This window comes from Bradyrhizobium betae (genome assembly GCF_004123905.1).
Classification (GTDB): domain Bacteria; phylum Pseudomonadota; class Alphaproteobacteria; order Rhizobiales; family Xanthobacteraceae; genus Bradyrhizobium; species Bradyrhizobium betae_A.
Genome location: NZ_MZXW01000004.1, coordinates 235,482 through 251,996, shown reverse-complemented (window position 1 = coordinate 251,996; position 16,515 = coordinate 235,482). Strand labels below are relative to the sequence as shown.

Sequence of the window (16,515 nt, the reverse complement as noted above, 5' to 3'; positions counted from 1 at the left end):
GCCTTTTTCACGACCCTGGCCCTCCGAGATCAGGATCGAGCCAGGATGGCGTGGCGAGCGCCTTAACAAGGTCGGCCCGCTCGGTCGTGTCACTGCCGATGCGGCGTGTGAGCAGATCGCCGCGATTATCGATTTGACGGACCGTTTGCCGCTCGTGGGAGATGCGACCGAGATATTCGCACGCGACGCTGTCAAATCCATCGACCTTCCAGCAGTCGATCGCCCGCATCAGGTGCCGCGCAAAGCTCTCCGTCACCTGCACCGCGCCGGCCTCGCCAAACCCTTCCTCGTCTAGGGCGGAGGCGAGCGGGTGAACACCGGGATCATGATCGTTCATCATGACTGTCCGGACCATGGCCCCGAATACGAGCCAGCCCGGCGGCTCATCCTCGTCCGCGGATGCGGGCCAGCCCAGTCGTCCCCCTCCGATCAGCCCTCCATCAACCCTCACCGCGTCGGGCCAACCGATCGCAACTTCCTTGGCCGGCGGTGCATAGGCGCGCAGGGCGTCCGTCAGGGCAACCATGCCGGCGTAAAAGGCGCGGCGTGCGGTGGTCAGCGGCTCGGCCGGCTCCAGCACCACCGCGAACTCGGCGAGGTCGAACCGTCCGACATAGACCAGCGTGCCGGCGCCGCTTTCGGGTGCAATGCGGCATGCATGGGCAAATGCGTCTCCGCGCTCGCGCAACCGGACCAAGCTAAAGGGTGGCGGCAATTGGATGGGTTCCGCCCTGGAAGCGTGGCTGGTTGGAATCGACCGCAGGCCGTCCTCCGCTTTCTCCTTTTTCCCGATTGACAATATCTATACGAGGCAAAGGATCGGCGCGAGCCCGTTCTTCGTCGCCATCTCGGGAGGGATGAACCTGGAGCAGCCAGCGAGGACCATCCTGATTTGCTCGTGTGAAGACACGATGCGGCTTGATGCGGCCGCGATCAGGCGCGGATGCGGCAACAGCGAAATCAAGTGCTTTCGTCACCTGTGCGGCGCGGAGCTCGACCACTTTCGTGCGGCCGCAACGGCTGAGGGCCCGCTGACCGTCGCCTGCACGTATCAGCAATCCTTGTTTGCGGAGGAAGCGAGCGAGCGTTCCGCGCCCGTCGCTTTCGTAAACGTTCGCGAGACGGCAGGCTGGTCGACCGAAGGCGCGCAAGCGGGCCCCAAAATGGCGGCGCTGCTCGCAGCGAGCGCCGTGCAGGCGCCCGATTATCCGCTGGTCACGCTTGCGAGCGACGGGGTCATCCTGATCTATGGCCGGGACGAGGCAACGATCGAAGCCGGGCGGCTGCTTTCGGATCACCTCGATGTGACGGTAATGCTGAGGGAGCCCGGCGAGACCATATCGCCTTTGGCAACGCCCTTCCCGGTCGTGAAGGGAACCATTCGTAACGCCAGAGGACACTTTGGTGGTTTCGAGCTCACGATCGACGACTACGCTCGCCCCCATCCCTCCTCGCGCGATCACTACGCCTTTGAACCTCCACGCAACGGCGCCACCTCCCGTTGCGACATCGTCCTTGACCTATCAGGAGACAGACCGCTGTTTTCAGCGCATGATCTGCGCGACGGTTACCTGCGGGCCGACCCAAAGGACCCGGGCGCCATGCTCCGCGCCGTCCTTAGTGCGCGCGATCTCGTCGGACACTTCGATAAGCCAAAATACATCGAGTTCACGCCCGACCTTTGCGCCCATTCGCGCTCCAATCTGACCGGCTGCCGGCGCTGTCTCGATCTATGTCCCACGAGCGCGATCACTCCGGCCGGCAATCACGTCGCCATCGATGCCGAGATTTGCGCCGGCTGCGGCCAATGCGCCGCCGCCTGTCCGACGGGCGCGGCGTCCTACGCGTTGCCGCCCGCGGACACCCAGCTTCAGACCATCCGCGCCATGCTGCTCGCCTATCATCAGGCCGGCGGATCGAACCCGGTCCTGTTGCTGCACGAGGGCCAGCATGGCACGCCTTTGATCGACGCGCTTGCGCGGCACGGCGATGGCCTGCCTGCGCAAGTCATCCCTCTTGCCGTCAACGAGGTGACGCAGGTCGGGCTCGAGGCCGTCATCGGCGCCTTTGCCTATGGGGCATCCGCGTTCCGGTTTTTGCTCCGCGGCAAGCCGCGGCATGATGTGACCGGTCTCACGCAGACGATCAACATGGCAGAGGCCATCCTCGCGGGCCTCGGATTTGAAGGGCGCCGGGTCGCGGCGATCGAAACGGATGATCCCGATGCACTGCTGGAGCGACTGAGGGGCGTCGGGCACTTTGCTGCGGTGAAGACGCCTGCGACATTCAGGACCGTCGGCAAGCGGCGCGACCTGCTTCGCTTTGCCCTGAGCGAACTGCATCGCCTCGCGCCGAAGCCGGTCGATGTCATTGTGCTACCCCGGGGGGCGCCGATCGGTGCGGTGAGCGTCAATACCGACGGATGTACGCTGTGTCTCTCCTGCGTTTCTGCCTGCCCGACCGGCGCGCTTCGCGACGATCCCGAACGCCCGGTGCTCAAACTCGTCGAAGATGCCTGCGTGCAATGCGGCCTCTGCCAGAGCACCTGTCCCGAGAAGGTCATCACGCTCAAGCCCCAGATCGATTTCCGCGCCGGCCGCGCGTCCGCTGTTGTGATCAAGGAGGAAGAGCCTGCGCTGTGCATCCGCTGCGGCACGGCGTTCGGCGTGAAAAGCACGATTGATCGGATCGCAACGAAGCTGGAGGGCCGGCATTGGATGTATCCGGCCGGCAACAAGCGTCTCGACGCCATCAGGATGTGCGCGGATTGTCGCGTGATCGTGATGAGCGAGCAGCAGTTCGATCCGTTCGAGGGCGTGCCGGAGCGCGCGCCGCCCCGAACCACCGAGGATTATTTGCGCCGGCCGGACAGCAAGAGCTAGGCGCGACCATTCCCCATCCGCATGGCCTCACCTATTGCGAGGTCGCTCGGGCCAGGAAGTCGGTCAATGCGCGGCGGTCTTCGGCCGATCCGATGCGCTGCTCCGGCATCTTCGTTCCCGGCGTGTAGGCGTTGGGTCCCACTTCAAACAGCTTTGCGACGGTCTCGGGGGTCCAGACGATATCCATCGTCTTGAGGGCCTCGGAAAACCGATAGCCGGGGAGCGAGGCGATTTTCCGGCCGAACAATCCGGCAAGCGTCGGCCCCGCACGTTGCGGCTCCTTCGCCGACAGCGTGTGGCAGGCAACGCAGGCGCGAAAGACATCGGCGCCATGATCGCCCGCATAGGCGGCCAGCGGATCCGCTGATGACCCAAACAGATTCGAACCGATAGGCTCACCGCTCTGCACATCCCAGCGCCGGATCTTTCCATCGGCACCTCCGGTCACGAGCGTCGCTGCATCATGCAGGAACACGACCGACCAGACGGGGAAACCGGGCCCCACCAGCGTCCGCAACACCCTCCGCGACTTGCGCTCGACAATGGCAACAGTGCCGCCGATGCCTGCGGCGGCGATCAGTGCCCCGTCGTCGGAAAGCGCCAACGCGACAATCGGTGACGCGCCTGCGGCCATCTCGCCCGCCGGCTTTCCGTCAGTGGTCAGCATGCGCAGCTTGCCATCCGCCCCTGCCGCGACGATCTCCCCATCGGGGGCGATGGCGACGGCGTTCAATGGCGCCGGCAATGCCACCGTTTCAGGCCCGCCCTCCGGCAAGCGCCAGATGCGCAGTGCAAGGTCGTAGCCGACGCTCACGAGCGACATCCCGTCCGGAGCGAAGGCGACGCCATTCGCATTCTGGGCGTGACCTTCGAACGCACGGGACGCGCCGTCGGCCAGGGACCAGAGCCGCACGGTGTGGTCCCATGAGGCAGAGGCGAGCTTCGATCCGTCCGGCGAGACGGCAAGTGCGACGACAGGACCGGTATGGGCCTCCAGGACCTGGTCGGGCCGCTGCCGGCCCGCCGTCCACACTGCAATGCGGGCGTCGGCACCGGCGGTGATCATGCGGCCGTCTTTCAGGAAAGCGACCGCGTTCACAGCATCCGCATGATACCGCAACACCTCATGCGCCGCGTCGGTCTTCAGCGACCAGCGGATGGCGACCGCGTCGAAGCTGCCTGACAACAGACTGTCACCGTCAGGTGAAACGGCGAGCGCCCGGACGGGGCCGCCGTGACCTGCCATCTGCGCGTGCACGGCTGACGCAGCGACAAGGGTCACGAGCGCTGCCGCGGCCCGGGCGCGGGAAACCCACCCCATCAGTCTTTGCCGGCCATGGTCACGTTCCACGCCTTCAACAGTGCTCGACCCGACAGATGTCCGTGACGACACCACACCTACTTCTTCGGCGCCACCACCGTCTTGGACGACCCCTCGGGCGCCGCCTGCATCCCGGGCGGGCTCTGTCCCTGCGGACTTTCGGCAGGCGCGCCGCCCGAACCCGTATTGATCGGACCCGTCCAGCCCTGTGGCTGCAGCTGGCCCTTATCTTCGGGACGGGTCTGTGCGGCAGGTGACCCCGTCTGTCCGGATTGGGCGAGTGCACTATCGAACGCTGCGAGCACTACCAGGCATAGGATGGATATCAGAGCCTTCACGTGAGATCCTCCTTTGGAGCCCAACCTTCAACGATGAAGGATCGATATCCGTTCCTCGACCCGCACTGCGTCAGTTCGCCCGTCATCGGCATTCTTCCCTTGAATGGCGGCGGCGCGAGTCCTAGCTTTGGTTCGTCATATCTTTGCTCGTCATGTCAAGGAAGAAGGCATGCAGGGGCAATCGAGACCGTTGCTGCGGGTGATCTCATGGCTCCGCGCCGTGCGCGTGCTCTTGATTGCCCCAGATCCAGCGCCACGAGAGGCCTCGCCTCTCCTCATCCTCATGGTCGTCGTGCTCGCGCTGCTCCTCGCAATATTGGAAGTGGAATTGCACAGCGCCGACCTTCAATCGTTGGGGTTGATGGGCGATGCATTTTCGATCGACCCGGTTTTTAAGAGCCCTTAGAGCCGGCAGGAACGGCGGGCGACCTTTAGATCGTCCGTCACAGTTGCTCACAGCAAGCGGCGTCGTAGGATACGTACGGCTTACAAGTGATGGAGTTTGCGCATGAAGGCTTTTCTGCTCGGCTGCGCTGCGGCGATTGTCATCGCATTTGCCGCAATGGCAATCCTGGATCAGGTGCAGGAGCCCGTGGCCCAGGCGTTTGCGACAACCGGTGTGCGCCTGTAAGACGCCGGCCGCAAGAGGCGCCGGAGCGGCCCCCTCGATGCTCGGCTGCTATCTCTACAGGAGGGGCGCGTGCTCGGGTGACCGCGCGACAACGCATCCATTTCGACGTCAGGCCAATTGCGGCACTGCATTCGCATCTACGTCAGCATTGGAGATGATCATGCGCAGCATAGCACTGGTTATTGCATTCGTGATCTCGTCGACCGTCCCGGCTTTGGCTCAGAAGGCCGAAATTGAAGCGACAAACGCCAAATGGATTGAAATGTTCAACAAGGGCGACTTCTCCGGGATCGGATCACTCTACAGCACGGATGCGACCGCATTCCCGCCCGGCTCCGCGATGGTACAGGGCCGGGCAGCCATCGAGACAATGTGGAAAGGCATGGCCGAGCAAGTTGGCGATCCGAAGCTTACCACCGTTGACGTCAAGTCGCTTGGCCCTTCCGCGGCACGCGAGATCGGCACGTTCGTGCTGAAGACCAAGGGAGCGACACCGCAGGAAGTAACTGGAAAATATGTGGTGATTTGGGAGAAGGTCGGAAATGACTGGAAACTCGCCACCGACATCTGGAACGAGGGCAAGTAGCATCATCCGCAGGCCCCTCTTCGCGTCAAAAACCGTCGATCCTCAAGCCTGCTTCATGGGCATGAAAGCGGATCATCGTGGGCCCACGTCTTTCGCAAAGTGAACGACCGCGTCTGATACTTGGCGGCCCCATGATGACGCTAGTCCTCATAGTGGCGCTTGTCGCGGCGCTGAGTACAACTCGCGTATGCGCCGCTGACATTGGTTATCTGACCTCTCCAGGAATCCCTGCCAAGGATTTTCTCCCAACTCGGCGCCCGGTTGCGCCGATCGCCAGCCCAAGCCGCGCCGCCGAGGAGCACCGCGACTTCCTGAATGAGGTCGGCGAGGTCGCACGTCTTCTTGAGCTGAAACCAGGAATGACGGTCGGCGATATTGGTGCAAGCAGCGGCTACTACACGGTCCGCCTCTCAAACATCGTCGGTCCAAAAGGTTTCGTCATCGCCCAGGACATCATGCGGGACTATCTCATCGAACTCGACCGGCGAACAGAACGGCTGGGACTGACAAACATCATATTCGCGTTGGGCGAACCACACGACCCACGCCTGCCCGCTTCCTCGCTGGATGTCGCCATCCTCGCCCGCATGTATCATGAGATAACCCAACCCTATGCATTCCTCTATAATCTCGCACCGGCCTTGAAGCCGGGCGCGCGGATCGGAGTTGTCGACTTCGAGCGCCCGACCTCAAGGCATGGCACGCCGATTGATCTGTTGCGTTGCGAACTGACCGCCGTTGACTACGGCGAGATCGCCACGTATCGGCTCGCAGGTGATGGCGGGTACTTGGCGGTGTTCGCTCCACCGCAGGCCGCAGGTCGAAAATCTCCTCGCGACATCGTTGCATGTATGGATCGCACCGGCTCTCGCTGATCATAATTATTGGAGGCAGGCGCACATCCCAGGCGATGTCGTGAATCAGCGATGGCGCGGTTTGAGACTCGTCTAACTTGCCGCTAATGGATTTTTCTGGATCTCCCGGTGCACACCTCGTGCACACGCCGCCACCTAACCATTTGAAAACCTTTAACTCTCGTTCCAATCCATCATGAGCAAGCTTGAGCTTGCTTCATCCAAACAGCTGCAATCCCAGCAAACTTCGGGAAACCACCGAATGATCCGCCGCTCATAACGGTCCGGTTGCAGGTTCGAGTCCTGCCACGCTCCGAGGAAGCATCGGCATCGCGGCAAGCAGTCGCTTCGTATATTCATTCTGTGGCCTGGCATAAATGGCTTCCGCCGCACCTTGCTCCACGATCCGTCCACGGCGCATGATCACGACACGGTCACAGAGATGCCGGACAACCGACAGGTCGTGGCTGATGAAGATAAGCGACAGATCGAGCTCGGATCGCAGCCGGATCAGCAGATTGATAATCTGCGCCTGGATGGAGACATCGAGCGAGGCAACCGGTTCGTCGCAGACGACGACGTCCGGCTGCATCGCGAGCGCCCGCGCAATAGCGATACGCTGCCGTTGGCCACCGGAGAATTGGTGAGGAAAGCGGTTGGCATAACCCGGATCGAGGCCCACGGCCGCGAGCCATTGCCTGACGTAATTTGGGGCCTCGCCGCGGCTGATCAGGCGATGCGCCAGCGGACCTTCGGACAGGATCTCCCCGATGCGCATGCGGCCATTCAGCGAGGCGAAGGGATCCTGAAAAATCGTCTGTATGCGTGTGGTGACCTTGCGCGGCATGGTGCCGGAGCTCATCACCGGCTGGCCGGCGAGCCGCACGCTACCTGACGTCGGCGCGATGATGCCCGCTGCCATCCGTCCGAGGGTGGATTTTCCCGATCCCGATTCACCCACGACACCGAGAACTTCGCCCCTGTTCAGGACGATATCGACTCCATCGACGGCGTTGGATGCCGACGGTGGCTTCGCGCCGGCGAGCCCAAACTGCAGTCTTGCAAACAGACCGGCCGGCTTTGCGAATGTCTTGACGACATTGTTTATGACAAGATAGGGGCTGCCGAGCGCAACAACGTCATCGGGGACCTCCTTCCGCGCCGGCGGCGCCGCATCGGGAACGCCGGCACTGCGCAGCAGCAGCTCACCGGGGCTGGCGCGCGAGGGCAGAGCATTCAGCAGGGTCTTGGTATAGTCGTGCTGTGGCCTGGTCAGGACGGCAAGGGCGGGTCCGCTTTCGACGACATGACCCGACCGCATCACGGCGACGCGGTCGGCGATGGAGGCGACGGTTGCGAGATCGTGGCTGATCCAGATCAGCGCCGTGCCCAGATCGGAGACCAGCGCCTTCATCTCGCTCAGGATTTCAGCCTGAATCGAAACGTCGAGCGCCGTCGTGGGTTCGTCGCAGATGACGAGCTTCGGCCGATGCAGAAGCGCGATCGCGATGGCGACCCGCTGCCGCATGCCGCCGGAAAACTGATGCGGAAAGAAATCGATTTTTCGTTCGGGTTCACTGATGCGCACCTGGGCCAGAGCGGCGATCGCCCTTTCGCGGACTTCCTTTGGGCCAATCCGTTCATGGGCTTCCAGTGCGAGCCTGATCTGCGTGCCGATGCTCAGCACCGGATTGAGGGCGGCCATGGGGTCTTGGAAGACCATGGAGATGATCCTGCCCCGGATTTTCCGCAACTCTTCCTGCGGCAAGCCGATCAATTCGCGGCCTTCGAGCTTGATCGCCCCTTCCACGATGCGGCCAGGTTCATCGATCAGCCCAATGATCGAAAAGCCGGTGACCGACTTGCCGGAACCGGACTCTCCGACGATGCCGAGCACTTCGCCCGGCGAGACCGAGAAGGACACGCCGTCCACCGCCCTCACCTCGCCCCGGTCACCCGGAAACCAGGTCTTCAGATTACTGACGTCCAGCAGCGCGGATCTTGTTTCGCTGAATGGCGGGGCGGTCACCGATGGAGCCTCGGATTGAGCTGGTCGCGGATCTGGTCGCCGACCAGATTGAGCGACACGATGAACAGGATCAGCGCCAGGCCGGGATAGATCGAGATCCAGTAGCGCCCCGACAGCAGATACTGGAAACCGTTGGCGATCAGCATACCGAGCGACGGCTCCGACGGCGGAAGACCGACACCGAGGAAGGAGAGCGTTGCTTCGAGAGAGATGGCGCTGGCAATCTGCACCGTCGCCACGACGATCAGCGGCGGAAGCGAGTTCGGCAACATGTGTTTGAAAACGACGCGCCAGGGCGAGAGCGGAATCGAAAGCGCAGCCTCGACGTAATCCTTCTGCCGTTCCGCGGCCGCCGCACCATGGGCGGTGCGGGCGAAATAGGCATATTGCGCAAAGATCAGCGCCAGGATCAGCTGGGAGCGCCCCTGGCCGAATAGTGCAGCCATCACGAAAGCAAGCAGGATCGCCGGAAAGGAAAGCTGCAAATCGACGAGCCGCATCGCGAGGCTCTCCACTCGTCCGCCGACGTAAGCCGCCGCACAGCCGACCAGCGCACCGAGGGCAAAGGCGACGGCGCCGGCGATCACACCCATTTGCAGCGAAATGCGAAGGCCGTAGATGATGGCCGACAGGAGATCGCGACCTTGCGAATCCGTACCGAGCCAATGCGTATAGCCGGCGCTTCCGACATAGCCCGGCGGCCGCCGCGCATCGCGAAGCACCAGATGGGCGAGATCATAGGGGTTCTGCGGCGTCACCAAGGGGGCAATGACGGCCAGGACGACGATCAAGGCAACGACGATCGCCGCGCCGGTGGCGACCTTGTTCTTCCTGAAGTCGCCGAGGAAGCGGGAAAAGGGAGTGTCGCTCATCACGCCCGCCCTTTCCGAAGACGCGGATCGAGCAAGGCATAAGTGAGATCGACCACGAGATTGATGAGGGTGAACAGCAGGGCGATCAACATGAGATAGGCGACCATGACAGGCCGGTCGAGCGAGGTGATACTGTCGATGATGAGCTTGCCGAGCCCGGGCCATGAGAAGATCGTTTCGGTCACCACGGCAAAGGCAAGAGTGGAGCCGAACTCGAGACCGAAGACCGTGACGAGTGGAATGGAGATCAGCCTCAGGACGTGGCGGCGCAGGATGGTGAATTCCGATATGCCGGCGGCGCGCGCAAATTTCACGGTGTCGCTCAGCATCAGTTCGCGCGTGCCTGCGCGGGCGAGACGGATCATCAGCGAGAACTTGAACAGCGCCAGATTGAGAGCGGGCAGGACGAGATGCGAAAGACCGTCGGCGGTGAGGAAACTGAATTCCGTGCCGAACAGGCTGACGGTCTCGCCGCGGCCACCGGCCGGCATGCAGCCACACTGGACCGCGAAGATCATGATCAACATCAGACCGAACCAGAATGTCGGAACGGAGAAGCCGAGGATCGACAAGGCCATAATGGCGCGCGATACAAAACTATGCGGCCGATAGCCGGCATACATGCCGATCGGCACCCCGACGAGGCTGGCAAACAGCACAGCGGCCAAAGTCAGTTCCAGGGTCGCTGGCAGGCGCGAGAGGATGAGCTCGCTGACCGGCATGTTGTAAACGAAGGACCGACCGAAATCGCTATGGATCAGGCGGCCGACGAAACCAAGATACTGCCGCCACAACGGCTGATCGAAACCGTATTGGGCGATGACGGAAGCGCGAATGTCCTGCGTCGCATCAGGCGAGATCAACACGTCCACCGGATTGCCGACGGCATGGACACCGCAGAAGACCAGCACCGACATGGCGACGACCACGATGCAGGCCTGCCAGGCTCTTTGTAGGAGGAAGCCAAACATATCACGTCCGCTCTTTGGCTTTCGCCTGCACGTTCAGTGCCAATCGCTTTCCAGCAAACCTCTCGTCTCGTCGACCGCAACTGCCCAGATGGCATGCATATCGTCATCCGCTCGCTGATAGAGGCCGTGGAAATTGCCGTCGCCCAACAATTCGCGCTTTTTTGCCGCACCGACGCGCGCAAGAGCGGCAAAATCGATCTGCGTCTTGGCGGATTGCGGCTGAGCGGGATCGTTGGTGCGCGTCCAGGGAAAGTTTTCCATCCAAGAGGCATGCGATGCCGCGGGATCGAGCTCCATCACCTTGGCCCAGGTGCGCGGCGCGCGCCACCAGTCATGGAATTTGACCGAAGCGTCGGGATGGAGGTTCAACCATTCGGAGATGATCGTCGTGGCCGGCGCGTTGCCGCCGTGGCCGTTGACCACAAGGATGCGGCGAAAGCCGGACCGGTAAAGACTGTCCATGAGATCGCGGATGACGCCGAGATAAGTCGAAAGCGAGAGACTGAGCGTGCCGGGATAGGCTTCGAAGGAAGACGCCAGACCATAAGCCAGCACCGGAAAGACCGGGATGCCGAGACCGGCGGCTGCATCGATCGCGACCTTTTCGGCAAGAACCATGTCGGTGGCGAGACTGAGATAGGCATGCTGCTCGACGCTGCCGATCGGAAGGATGCAGCGATCGTCTTTTTTCACCTGCTGCTCGAGCTGCAGCCAATTCATGTCCTGAATCTTCAAACAGTCCTCCTGTTCTAAAGCTGCTTCAATCGGCGCATCGATTTTGCGCGATGTCGCCGAGGCAGCGTTCCCATGCTCAAACCGACCAATTCCTCCCTGCCGAACGTTCCAAACGGAACAGAAAAAAGAAGTTGACTGCCAAATATTCCATAGTCAAGTTCCATACGGAACTAATTCTACCTGAGATGAAAGACCGCCGGCGTGACCTCGGTGTCCGATTTTGCTTTGGAAGAGCTACTGCGTGAAGGGGGAAAGCGCGCCGCCGGCGATCAGCCGGTGGACGGTCTGGTGGCGATCAAGCTGTGGCAAAATCCATGCTGGCTGTCGTTTCGCATCAATTTCCTGGCCCTCCAGTTCAATGAGCCGATCTACCGGCTCCTGGAGAAGGAACATGGCGTGAGCCGCCCGGAAGTAGTGGTCATCTATGCGCTCGGCCTCTCCGACGGTTTGACGGCAAGCGCGATTTGCAGCTCTTCGGGCTTTCCCAAGAATACGATCAGCCGCGCCATCCAGCGCCTAATTGATAAGAACATCATTCGCCGCGAAGTCGATCCGGCGGACTTGAGAAGCTTCGTCCTCTACATCACCAACGAAGGCAAAAGCATCGTCGATCAAGCCATGCTGCCCATGATCGAACGGGAGAGAGTCATGACGTCAGGACTGACCCCGGCGGAACGGCTGATGCTTTCCGAACTGCTGGCGAAGGTCGTCGTGGATTCCCCCAATTGGCCCCCAATCGCTGCCGAGGAGCATGAAGAATGAGATGGTTTCGAAGTGCGCGCATCGTTGCGCTTGCGCCCATATTGTTGAGCGGCGTCTCCGGTGTTGCCACGGCAGCCGATCTGACGATCGGCGTGCGCGCCGGGCCGCTGTCCATCGACCCCAACTTCACTTCGGCCGGAACCCATGCCGAGGCGATGAAACACATCTACGACACGCTGATAAAATCGGGCAGCGATCTCGAACTGCAGCCGGGACTTGCGACGAACTGGTCGCCGATCGACGCGACGACCTGGGAGTTCAAGCTCCGTGAGGGCGTCAAGTTTCACGACGGCTCCGATTTCTCCGCGGACGACGTCAAATTCTCGATCGAACGTATTCCGCGTGTCACGGGTCCCAATCCGACGACGATCTATGTCCGCCGCGTCAAGAGCGTGGAGGTCGTCGATGCCCATACGGTCCGTGTCAAGACCGATGGCCCGGCGCCGACCCTGCCGAATGATTTCGTTCGCCTGTTCGTCGTCTCGCATGTCGCTGCCAGGGATTATTCCGACACGCCGGAAAAGGCGGCGGAGGGGTTCAATTCCGGCAAGGCGGCAATCGGCACCGGGCCTTACAAATTCGTATCCTGGACTCCCAAGGAGCAATTGGTGCTGCAACGCTTCGACGGCTATTGGGGCGGAAAGGAACCCTGGGACAAGGTCGTTCGCAAGGAGATTCCCAACGATGCCGCGCGCGTCGCGCAGCTCAAGGCCGGCCAGGTCGATTTGATCGCCCGCATTCCGGCCTCCGACGTGCCAACCCTGGAAGCCGATTCCAAGCTGAGAATCGTGCGGCAAAACAGCGTCTACTCCTTCAACGTCTCGTTCGATTTCCGTGAGAAGCCGCCGCAGATCAAGGCGAAGGACGGCTCCCCGCTGCCGAAAAACCCCTTCCAGGATCCGCGCGTCCGCGAAGCCTTCGATCTGGCGATCGATCGCAAGGTAATCACCGACATTGCGATGGAAGGCATGGGTGCGCCGCAGTCGCAATTGGTGACGCCGAATATTTTTGGCTACAATACCAATCTCAAGATCACGGTCGCCGACCCCGGACGGGCCAAGAAGCTTCTCGCCGAAGCTGGTTATCCCGATGGCTTCAAGGTCGTTTTCACCTTCACCAACGACCGCCTGCCGGGCGACAAGGAGGCAGGCACCGCGATCGCCCAGATGCTGACCGCCATCGGTATCGACGTGCAGGTGAATGCACAGCCGGGCGCGGTGTTCTTCCCGGCGAACACCCGCGGCGACTATTCGCTGACGATGTCGGGCTGGGGAACGCTGACAGGCGAATCCAACTATACCCTCTCCTCACTCGTCCATTCGAATGCACCGGACAAGAAACTCGGCGCATACAACGTCCGCAACTATGCCAATCCTCAGCTCGATGCACTGATTCAAAGCGCCGGCATCGAAATGGACGACGACAAGCGCAGGAACGATCTAGAGGAAGCGAATGCGCTGGTCGCGAGCGATCGGCCGAATCTTGCGATAGCCTCGATCGTTTCGGCCTGGGGCATGAGGAAAGGATTGAACATCAAGCCACGCTCGGACGAAGATACGCTCGCTACCGATATTCGGCCTGCCAAGTGAGCATCGATAGGCAGACCGGAGGGTGGACGGGCCGCAGATTGTATCAGAAGGAGCCGCGCCAGCTCGATCGCGCTAGGTCGGCTCTTGCCGCTTTGCACGCCCGCTACCAGCTCTCGCCGAAGGGTCGAATTTCAACATTGAACGACCATGCGCTGCGGTCCTGGTGGGCGAGGTGCCAGATCTCGCTGGCGATCGCCTGCGGCTTGATGAAGAAGTCGTCCGGCCGCTCCGGCCACCGCTTTCGCGTCCATTCGAGATCGATGACGGCATCGATCACGACATAGGCAACGTGGACTCCCTGCGGCCCCAGATCCCGGGCCATGGACTCCGCCAAAATCCGCTGGGCCGCCTTGGTCGGCGCAAAGCCGGCGAAGCCGGCTTTGCCGCGTAGCGCCGAGGTGTTGCCGGTCGCAATGATAGCTCCCGTACCGGCTGCGATCATCGCTGGGGTAAATCGCCGGGCCAGGTACAAAAGTCCCATCGTGTTGACCTGAAAATTGCGATTGAGGATAGCCGGGTCAATCTCCCGGAAGGTGCCGAAGGCACCGCCGACGGCGTTGTGGATGACGACGGCGGGATGCCCGAGATCACGCTCCACAGCGGATGCCACTGCATCCACCTGCGCTGGATCCGATACGTCACAGCGAAATCCCTTCGCGCCAGGCAATTGCGCTTCGAGCGTCGCAAGACGCTCCTCGTTCCGCGCGAGCAGTGCTACCCTATAGCCCCCCTCTGCAAACTTCCTGGCAAGGGCCGAGCCCGTACCGGGGCCGACACCTGAGATCAGGCAAACTGGCGCGGTCATGTGGGCAGACCTCCTTCGTACAGCCGGCGGCCTTCACGCCGCAGCCCTGGACAACAGCTTCTCGACATATGGCCCTAGATCAGGACGGAAGTGCTCATGCGCGACGAGCCGGTCAAAATGAGCGAACGCCAGAGGGTACTCACTCCGAACACCGGCGTGCATGATCTTGCCGAGGCTCAGTCTGTTCAACTGTTCAACCCGCGCGTGCTCGTTCATGAACAGCGCAAGTTCGGCGGCAAAGCAGATGTCAGCCAACGTGATCCCGTGCCCTACCAGCGCATCCCGCCGCGGCGACAAGGCCTGTTCGATCCCCGACGCATAGATCGCGAACGCCTCCTTCGCGCGGGCGTGAATGGTCGCATCGACCGTGCCGGCCGACAGCGCAAGAAGATAGATCTGCGCATCCCTCGCAAAGACCAGGCTCACATCGAGAAAGCCGTCTATCCTGGACGCTTCATAGGCGTCCCTTCCGTAGAGCTGGTACGTCGCTTCGCCAAGGCGCGCCACAGCACGCATAATGCTGTTGGATTCGAAGATTCCGACCTTGCCGGCGGGCCCGAAGGCGGCTGGCACGTTGCCGAACGGCTGCGCCGCCAAGAAAGCATCGGTCTTGAACAGCTGCGCGCCGGTCAGCCCGACCCGCCCCGTTCGTGCGAGAGATGACAGCGACTGGCGTTCCTCTTCAACCAGAGGACGCGCATCAAAATCCCACAGCCAGCCTTTGAGCTCCCTGGCGGGCGCCCCTCTGACCTCGACATCCACACCGCAGAACCGTGCGGCAATGGTCGCCTTCCAGACACGCGGGTTCGGCAGATAGGAGAATATGCGCAAGTCGGCCATCGTGGATTTCTCCTGATGAACTTCGTCCTCACGGCCTAAGCGTCGGAGCAGCCGGATGCTCTACTCCGAGCTTGCGTCGAGAATGTCGCCGAACGTCTCCCAGCGGGAACCGGTCCAGCGCTGAAGCTGAAGCTGTGTCCAGATCATGTTGTTGCTCGCGCTGGTATTGATCCTGACGCCGGGCAAGGCGGTCGGCAAAACAAAGTCCTTCAGCGACTTTGCCTGCTTGATGATGTTGTCGCGCGAAAGATCGTCGCCGCATTGCCTGAGGATCTGCTCGAGCACCATGCCTTGCTGGTACCCGGTCAGATAGCTGGTGTTGGTGATGTCGGAGCCAGCCAGGTATCGCTCGAAGAAGGTGCGATAGGCCTTGACCGCCTCATCGTCAGACCATTTCTGGTCGTTCGGATCCTTGTTCGGGGTCCCGACAATGACACCGATCGAATTTTCCAGCCCTGCGGGCCTCAGCGTGCCCGCGACCGAAGACGAAGGGAAGTTGATCAGGATCGTCGCCTTCCACCCGGTCTCGGCTACGCGACGAATCGCCTGTGCCGCGAATTTCGGCGTCCCGGCCACGAACAGTGCCTGCGCGCCGGAACTCTTGAGTGCGACGACCTGCGAGTCGACCGTCGGCTCCGTGACCTCGTAGCTGGCGGTGACCACGCGCTTGTCGAAATCCGCGCCCAGCACCGCCTTGAAGGCGTTGACGTAGTCGCGACCGAGATCATCATTCTGGTAGAGGATTGCGTATTTCGCCCCGGGCAGCGCCCGCGTCAGATATTTTGCGTAGATCTTGCCTTCGGTGTCATAGCTGACGAGGCCTGTGGTCGTCAGCGGATAGCCCTCGACGTTGGTGAACTTGCTCGCACCGGTGACGATCGCGATGGTCGGCACTCTCTTCGCGGCGAGATATTTGGCCACCGCCGAGTTGCCCGCCGTACCGAGCTGGCTGAACATGAACGCGACCTCGTCGCTCTCCACCAGCCTTCGCGCGTGCTCGAAGGCCTTGGGTGGGCTGTACGCGTCATCCATCATGACGTAGTCGATCTTGCGGCCGTTGATGCCGCCGCGATCGTTGATCGATTGCACATAGGCCTGCACGCCCTGTCCGACCTGACCGATCGAGGATGCCGGTCCGCTCAAGGGAAATATACCGCCGATCTTGATCTTTGTCGTTGTGACACCCGGCGCATCCTCCGCCCAGCAAGGCGTGGACATCGCAATCACGAGTGCGCAGGCCAGTCGCATGCCCCAGGACATCGCAGATTCCCTCCACTGTTGATTTACGCACGTGGTGCTT

At 61.7% G+C, this 16,515-nt stretch carries 16 protein-coding genes; 7 read left to right on the top strand and 9 right to left on the bottom strand.

The window, feature by feature from the left end:
• Positions 1 to 7 precede the first annotated feature (7 nt).
• A complete protein-coding gene (locus tag B5V03_RS01310) occupies positions 8 to 688 on the bottom strand; it encodes a biotin/lipoate--protein ligase family protein (protein WP_245502135.1) in 681 nt (226 codons plus the stop codon).
• A 223-nt stretch (positions 689 to 911) separates the two neighbouring features.
• On the opposite strand from B5V03_RS01310, the gene B5V03_RS01305 reads away from it, so the two are divergent.
• The gene (locus B5V03_RS01305; protein WP_129267471.1) at positions 912 to 2,882 is read left to right on the top strand and encodes a 4Fe-4S binding protein; all 1,971 of its coding nucleotides are present in this window, start codon (positions 912 to 914) and stop codon (positions 2,880 to 2,882) included.
• A gap of 31 nt (positions 2,883 to 2,913) precedes the next feature.
• Here the strand turns inward: B5V03_RS01305 and B5V03_RS01300 are convergent, their stop codons facing one another.
• Positions 2,914 to 4,203, bottom strand: coding sequence for a c-type cytochrome (locus B5V03_RS01300; RefSeq protein ID WP_129267470.1), 1,290 nt, complete (start codon positions 4,201 to 4,203; stop codon positions 2,914 to 2,916).
• Positions 4,204 to 4,668: 465 nt separating this feature from the next.
• On the opposite strand from B5V03_RS01300, the gene B5V03_RS01295 reads away from it, so the two are divergent.
• The 4 genes from B5V03_RS01295 (at position 4,669) to B5V03_RS01285 (ending at position 6,633) form a co-directional block, all read left to right on the top strand.
• A complete protein-coding gene (locus B5V03_RS01295; RefSeq protein ID WP_245502134.1) occupies positions 4,669 to 4,947 on the top strand; it encodes a hypothetical protein in 279 nt (92 codons plus the stop codon).
• A gap of 102 nt (positions 4,948 to 5,049) precedes the next feature.
• Positions 5,050 to 5,172, top strand: coding sequence for a hypothetical protein (locus B5V03_RS42700; RefSeq protein ID WP_283811521.1), 123 nt, complete (start codon positions 5,050 to 5,052; stop codon positions 5,170 to 5,172).
• 160 nt (positions 5,173 to 5,332) lie between these two features.
• Positions 5,333 to 5,758: a YybH family protein gene (locus B5V03_RS01290; RefSeq protein ID WP_129267469.1), complete on the top strand. Its 426-nt coding sequence runs from the start codon at positions 5,333 to 5,335 to the stop codon at positions 5,756 to 5,758.
• 131 nt (positions 5,759 to 5,889) lie between these two features.
• Positions 5,890 to 6,633 carry a methyltransferase domain-containing protein gene (locus B5V03_RS01285; protein ID WP_129267468.1) on the top strand — a complete coding sequence of 248 codons (744 nt, stop codon included), beginning with the start codon at positions 5,890 to 5,892 and terminating at the stop codon, positions 6,631 to 6,633.
• Between the two features lie 253 nt (positions 6,634 to 6,886).
• Here the strand turns inward: B5V03_RS01285 and B5V03_RS01280 are convergent, their stop codons facing one another.
• The 4 genes from B5V03_RS01280 to B5V03_RS01265 form a co-directional block, all read right to left on the bottom strand.
• Complete coding sequence (locus B5V03_RS01280; protein WP_283811522.1) at positions 6,887 to 8,554, bottom strand: dipeptide ABC transporter ATP-binding protein; 1,668 nt, start codon at positions 8,552 to 8,554, stop codon at positions 6,887 to 6,889.
• Between the two features lie 83 nt (positions 8,555 to 8,637).
• Positions 8,638 to 9,513 carry an ABC transporter permease gene (locus B5V03_RS01275; protein ID WP_129267466.1) on the bottom strand — a complete coding sequence of 292 codons (876 nt, stop codon included), beginning with the start codon at positions 9,511 to 9,513 and terminating at the stop codon, positions 8,638 to 8,640.
• A complete protein-coding gene (locus B5V03_RS01270) occupies positions 9,513 to 10,484 on the bottom strand; it encodes an ABC transporter permease (protein ID WP_129267465.1) in 972 nt (323 codons plus the stop codon). Before B5V03_RS01270 ends, B5V03_RS01275 begins: the two co-directional genes overlap by 1 nt.
• A gap of 33 nt (positions 10,485 to 10,517) precedes the next feature.
• Complete coding sequence (locus tag B5V03_RS01265) at positions 10,518 to 11,219, bottom strand: creatininase family protein (RefSeq protein ID WP_129267464.1); 702 nt, start codon at positions 11,217 to 11,219, stop codon at positions 10,518 to 10,520.
• Positions 11,220 to 11,420: 201 nt separating this feature from the next.
• Here B5V03_RS01265 and B5V03_RS01260 point away from each other — a divergent pair, with 201 nt between their 5' ends.
• Positions 11,421 to 11,981 (top strand): MarR family winged helix-turn-helix transcriptional regulator, encoded by a 561-nt coding sequence (locus tag B5V03_RS01260; protein WP_245502132.1) that lies wholly within the window; start codon positions 11,421 to 11,423, stop codon positions 11,979 to 11,981.
• A complete protein-coding gene (locus B5V03_RS01255) occupies positions 11,978 to 13,570 on the top strand; it encodes an ABC transporter substrate-binding protein (RefSeq protein ID WP_129267463.1) in 1,593 nt (530 codons plus the stop codon). The genes B5V03_RS01260 and B5V03_RS01255 overlap by 4 nt, the downstream gene beginning before the upstream one ends.
• 103 nt (positions 13,571 to 13,673) lie before the next feature.
• Here B5V03_RS01255 and B5V03_RS01250 read toward each other — a convergent pair whose 3' ends face one another.
• From B5V03_RS01250 to B5V03_RS01240, 3 genes are read right to left on the bottom strand one after another with little or no spacing between them, the layout of a single operon-like run.
• Positions 13,674 to 14,375, bottom strand: coding sequence for an SDR family NAD(P)-dependent oxidoreductase (locus B5V03_RS01250; protein ID WP_129267462.1), 702 nt, complete (start codon positions 14,373 to 14,375; stop codon positions 13,674 to 13,676).
• A gap of 33 nt (positions 14,376 to 14,408) precedes the next feature.
• A complete protein-coding gene (locus tag B5V03_RS01245) occupies positions 14,409 to 15,215 on the bottom strand; it encodes a glutathione S-transferase (RefSeq protein ID WP_129267461.1) in 807 nt (268 codons plus the stop codon).
• Positions 15,216 to 15,275: 60 nt separating this feature from the next.
• Positions 15,276 to 16,475 (bottom strand): ABC transporter substrate-binding protein, encoded by a 1,200-nt coding sequence (locus B5V03_RS01240; protein ID WP_129267460.1) that lies wholly within the window; start codon positions 16,473 to 16,475, stop codon positions 15,276 to 15,278.
• Positions 16,476 to 16,515: the final 40 nt, after the last annotated feature.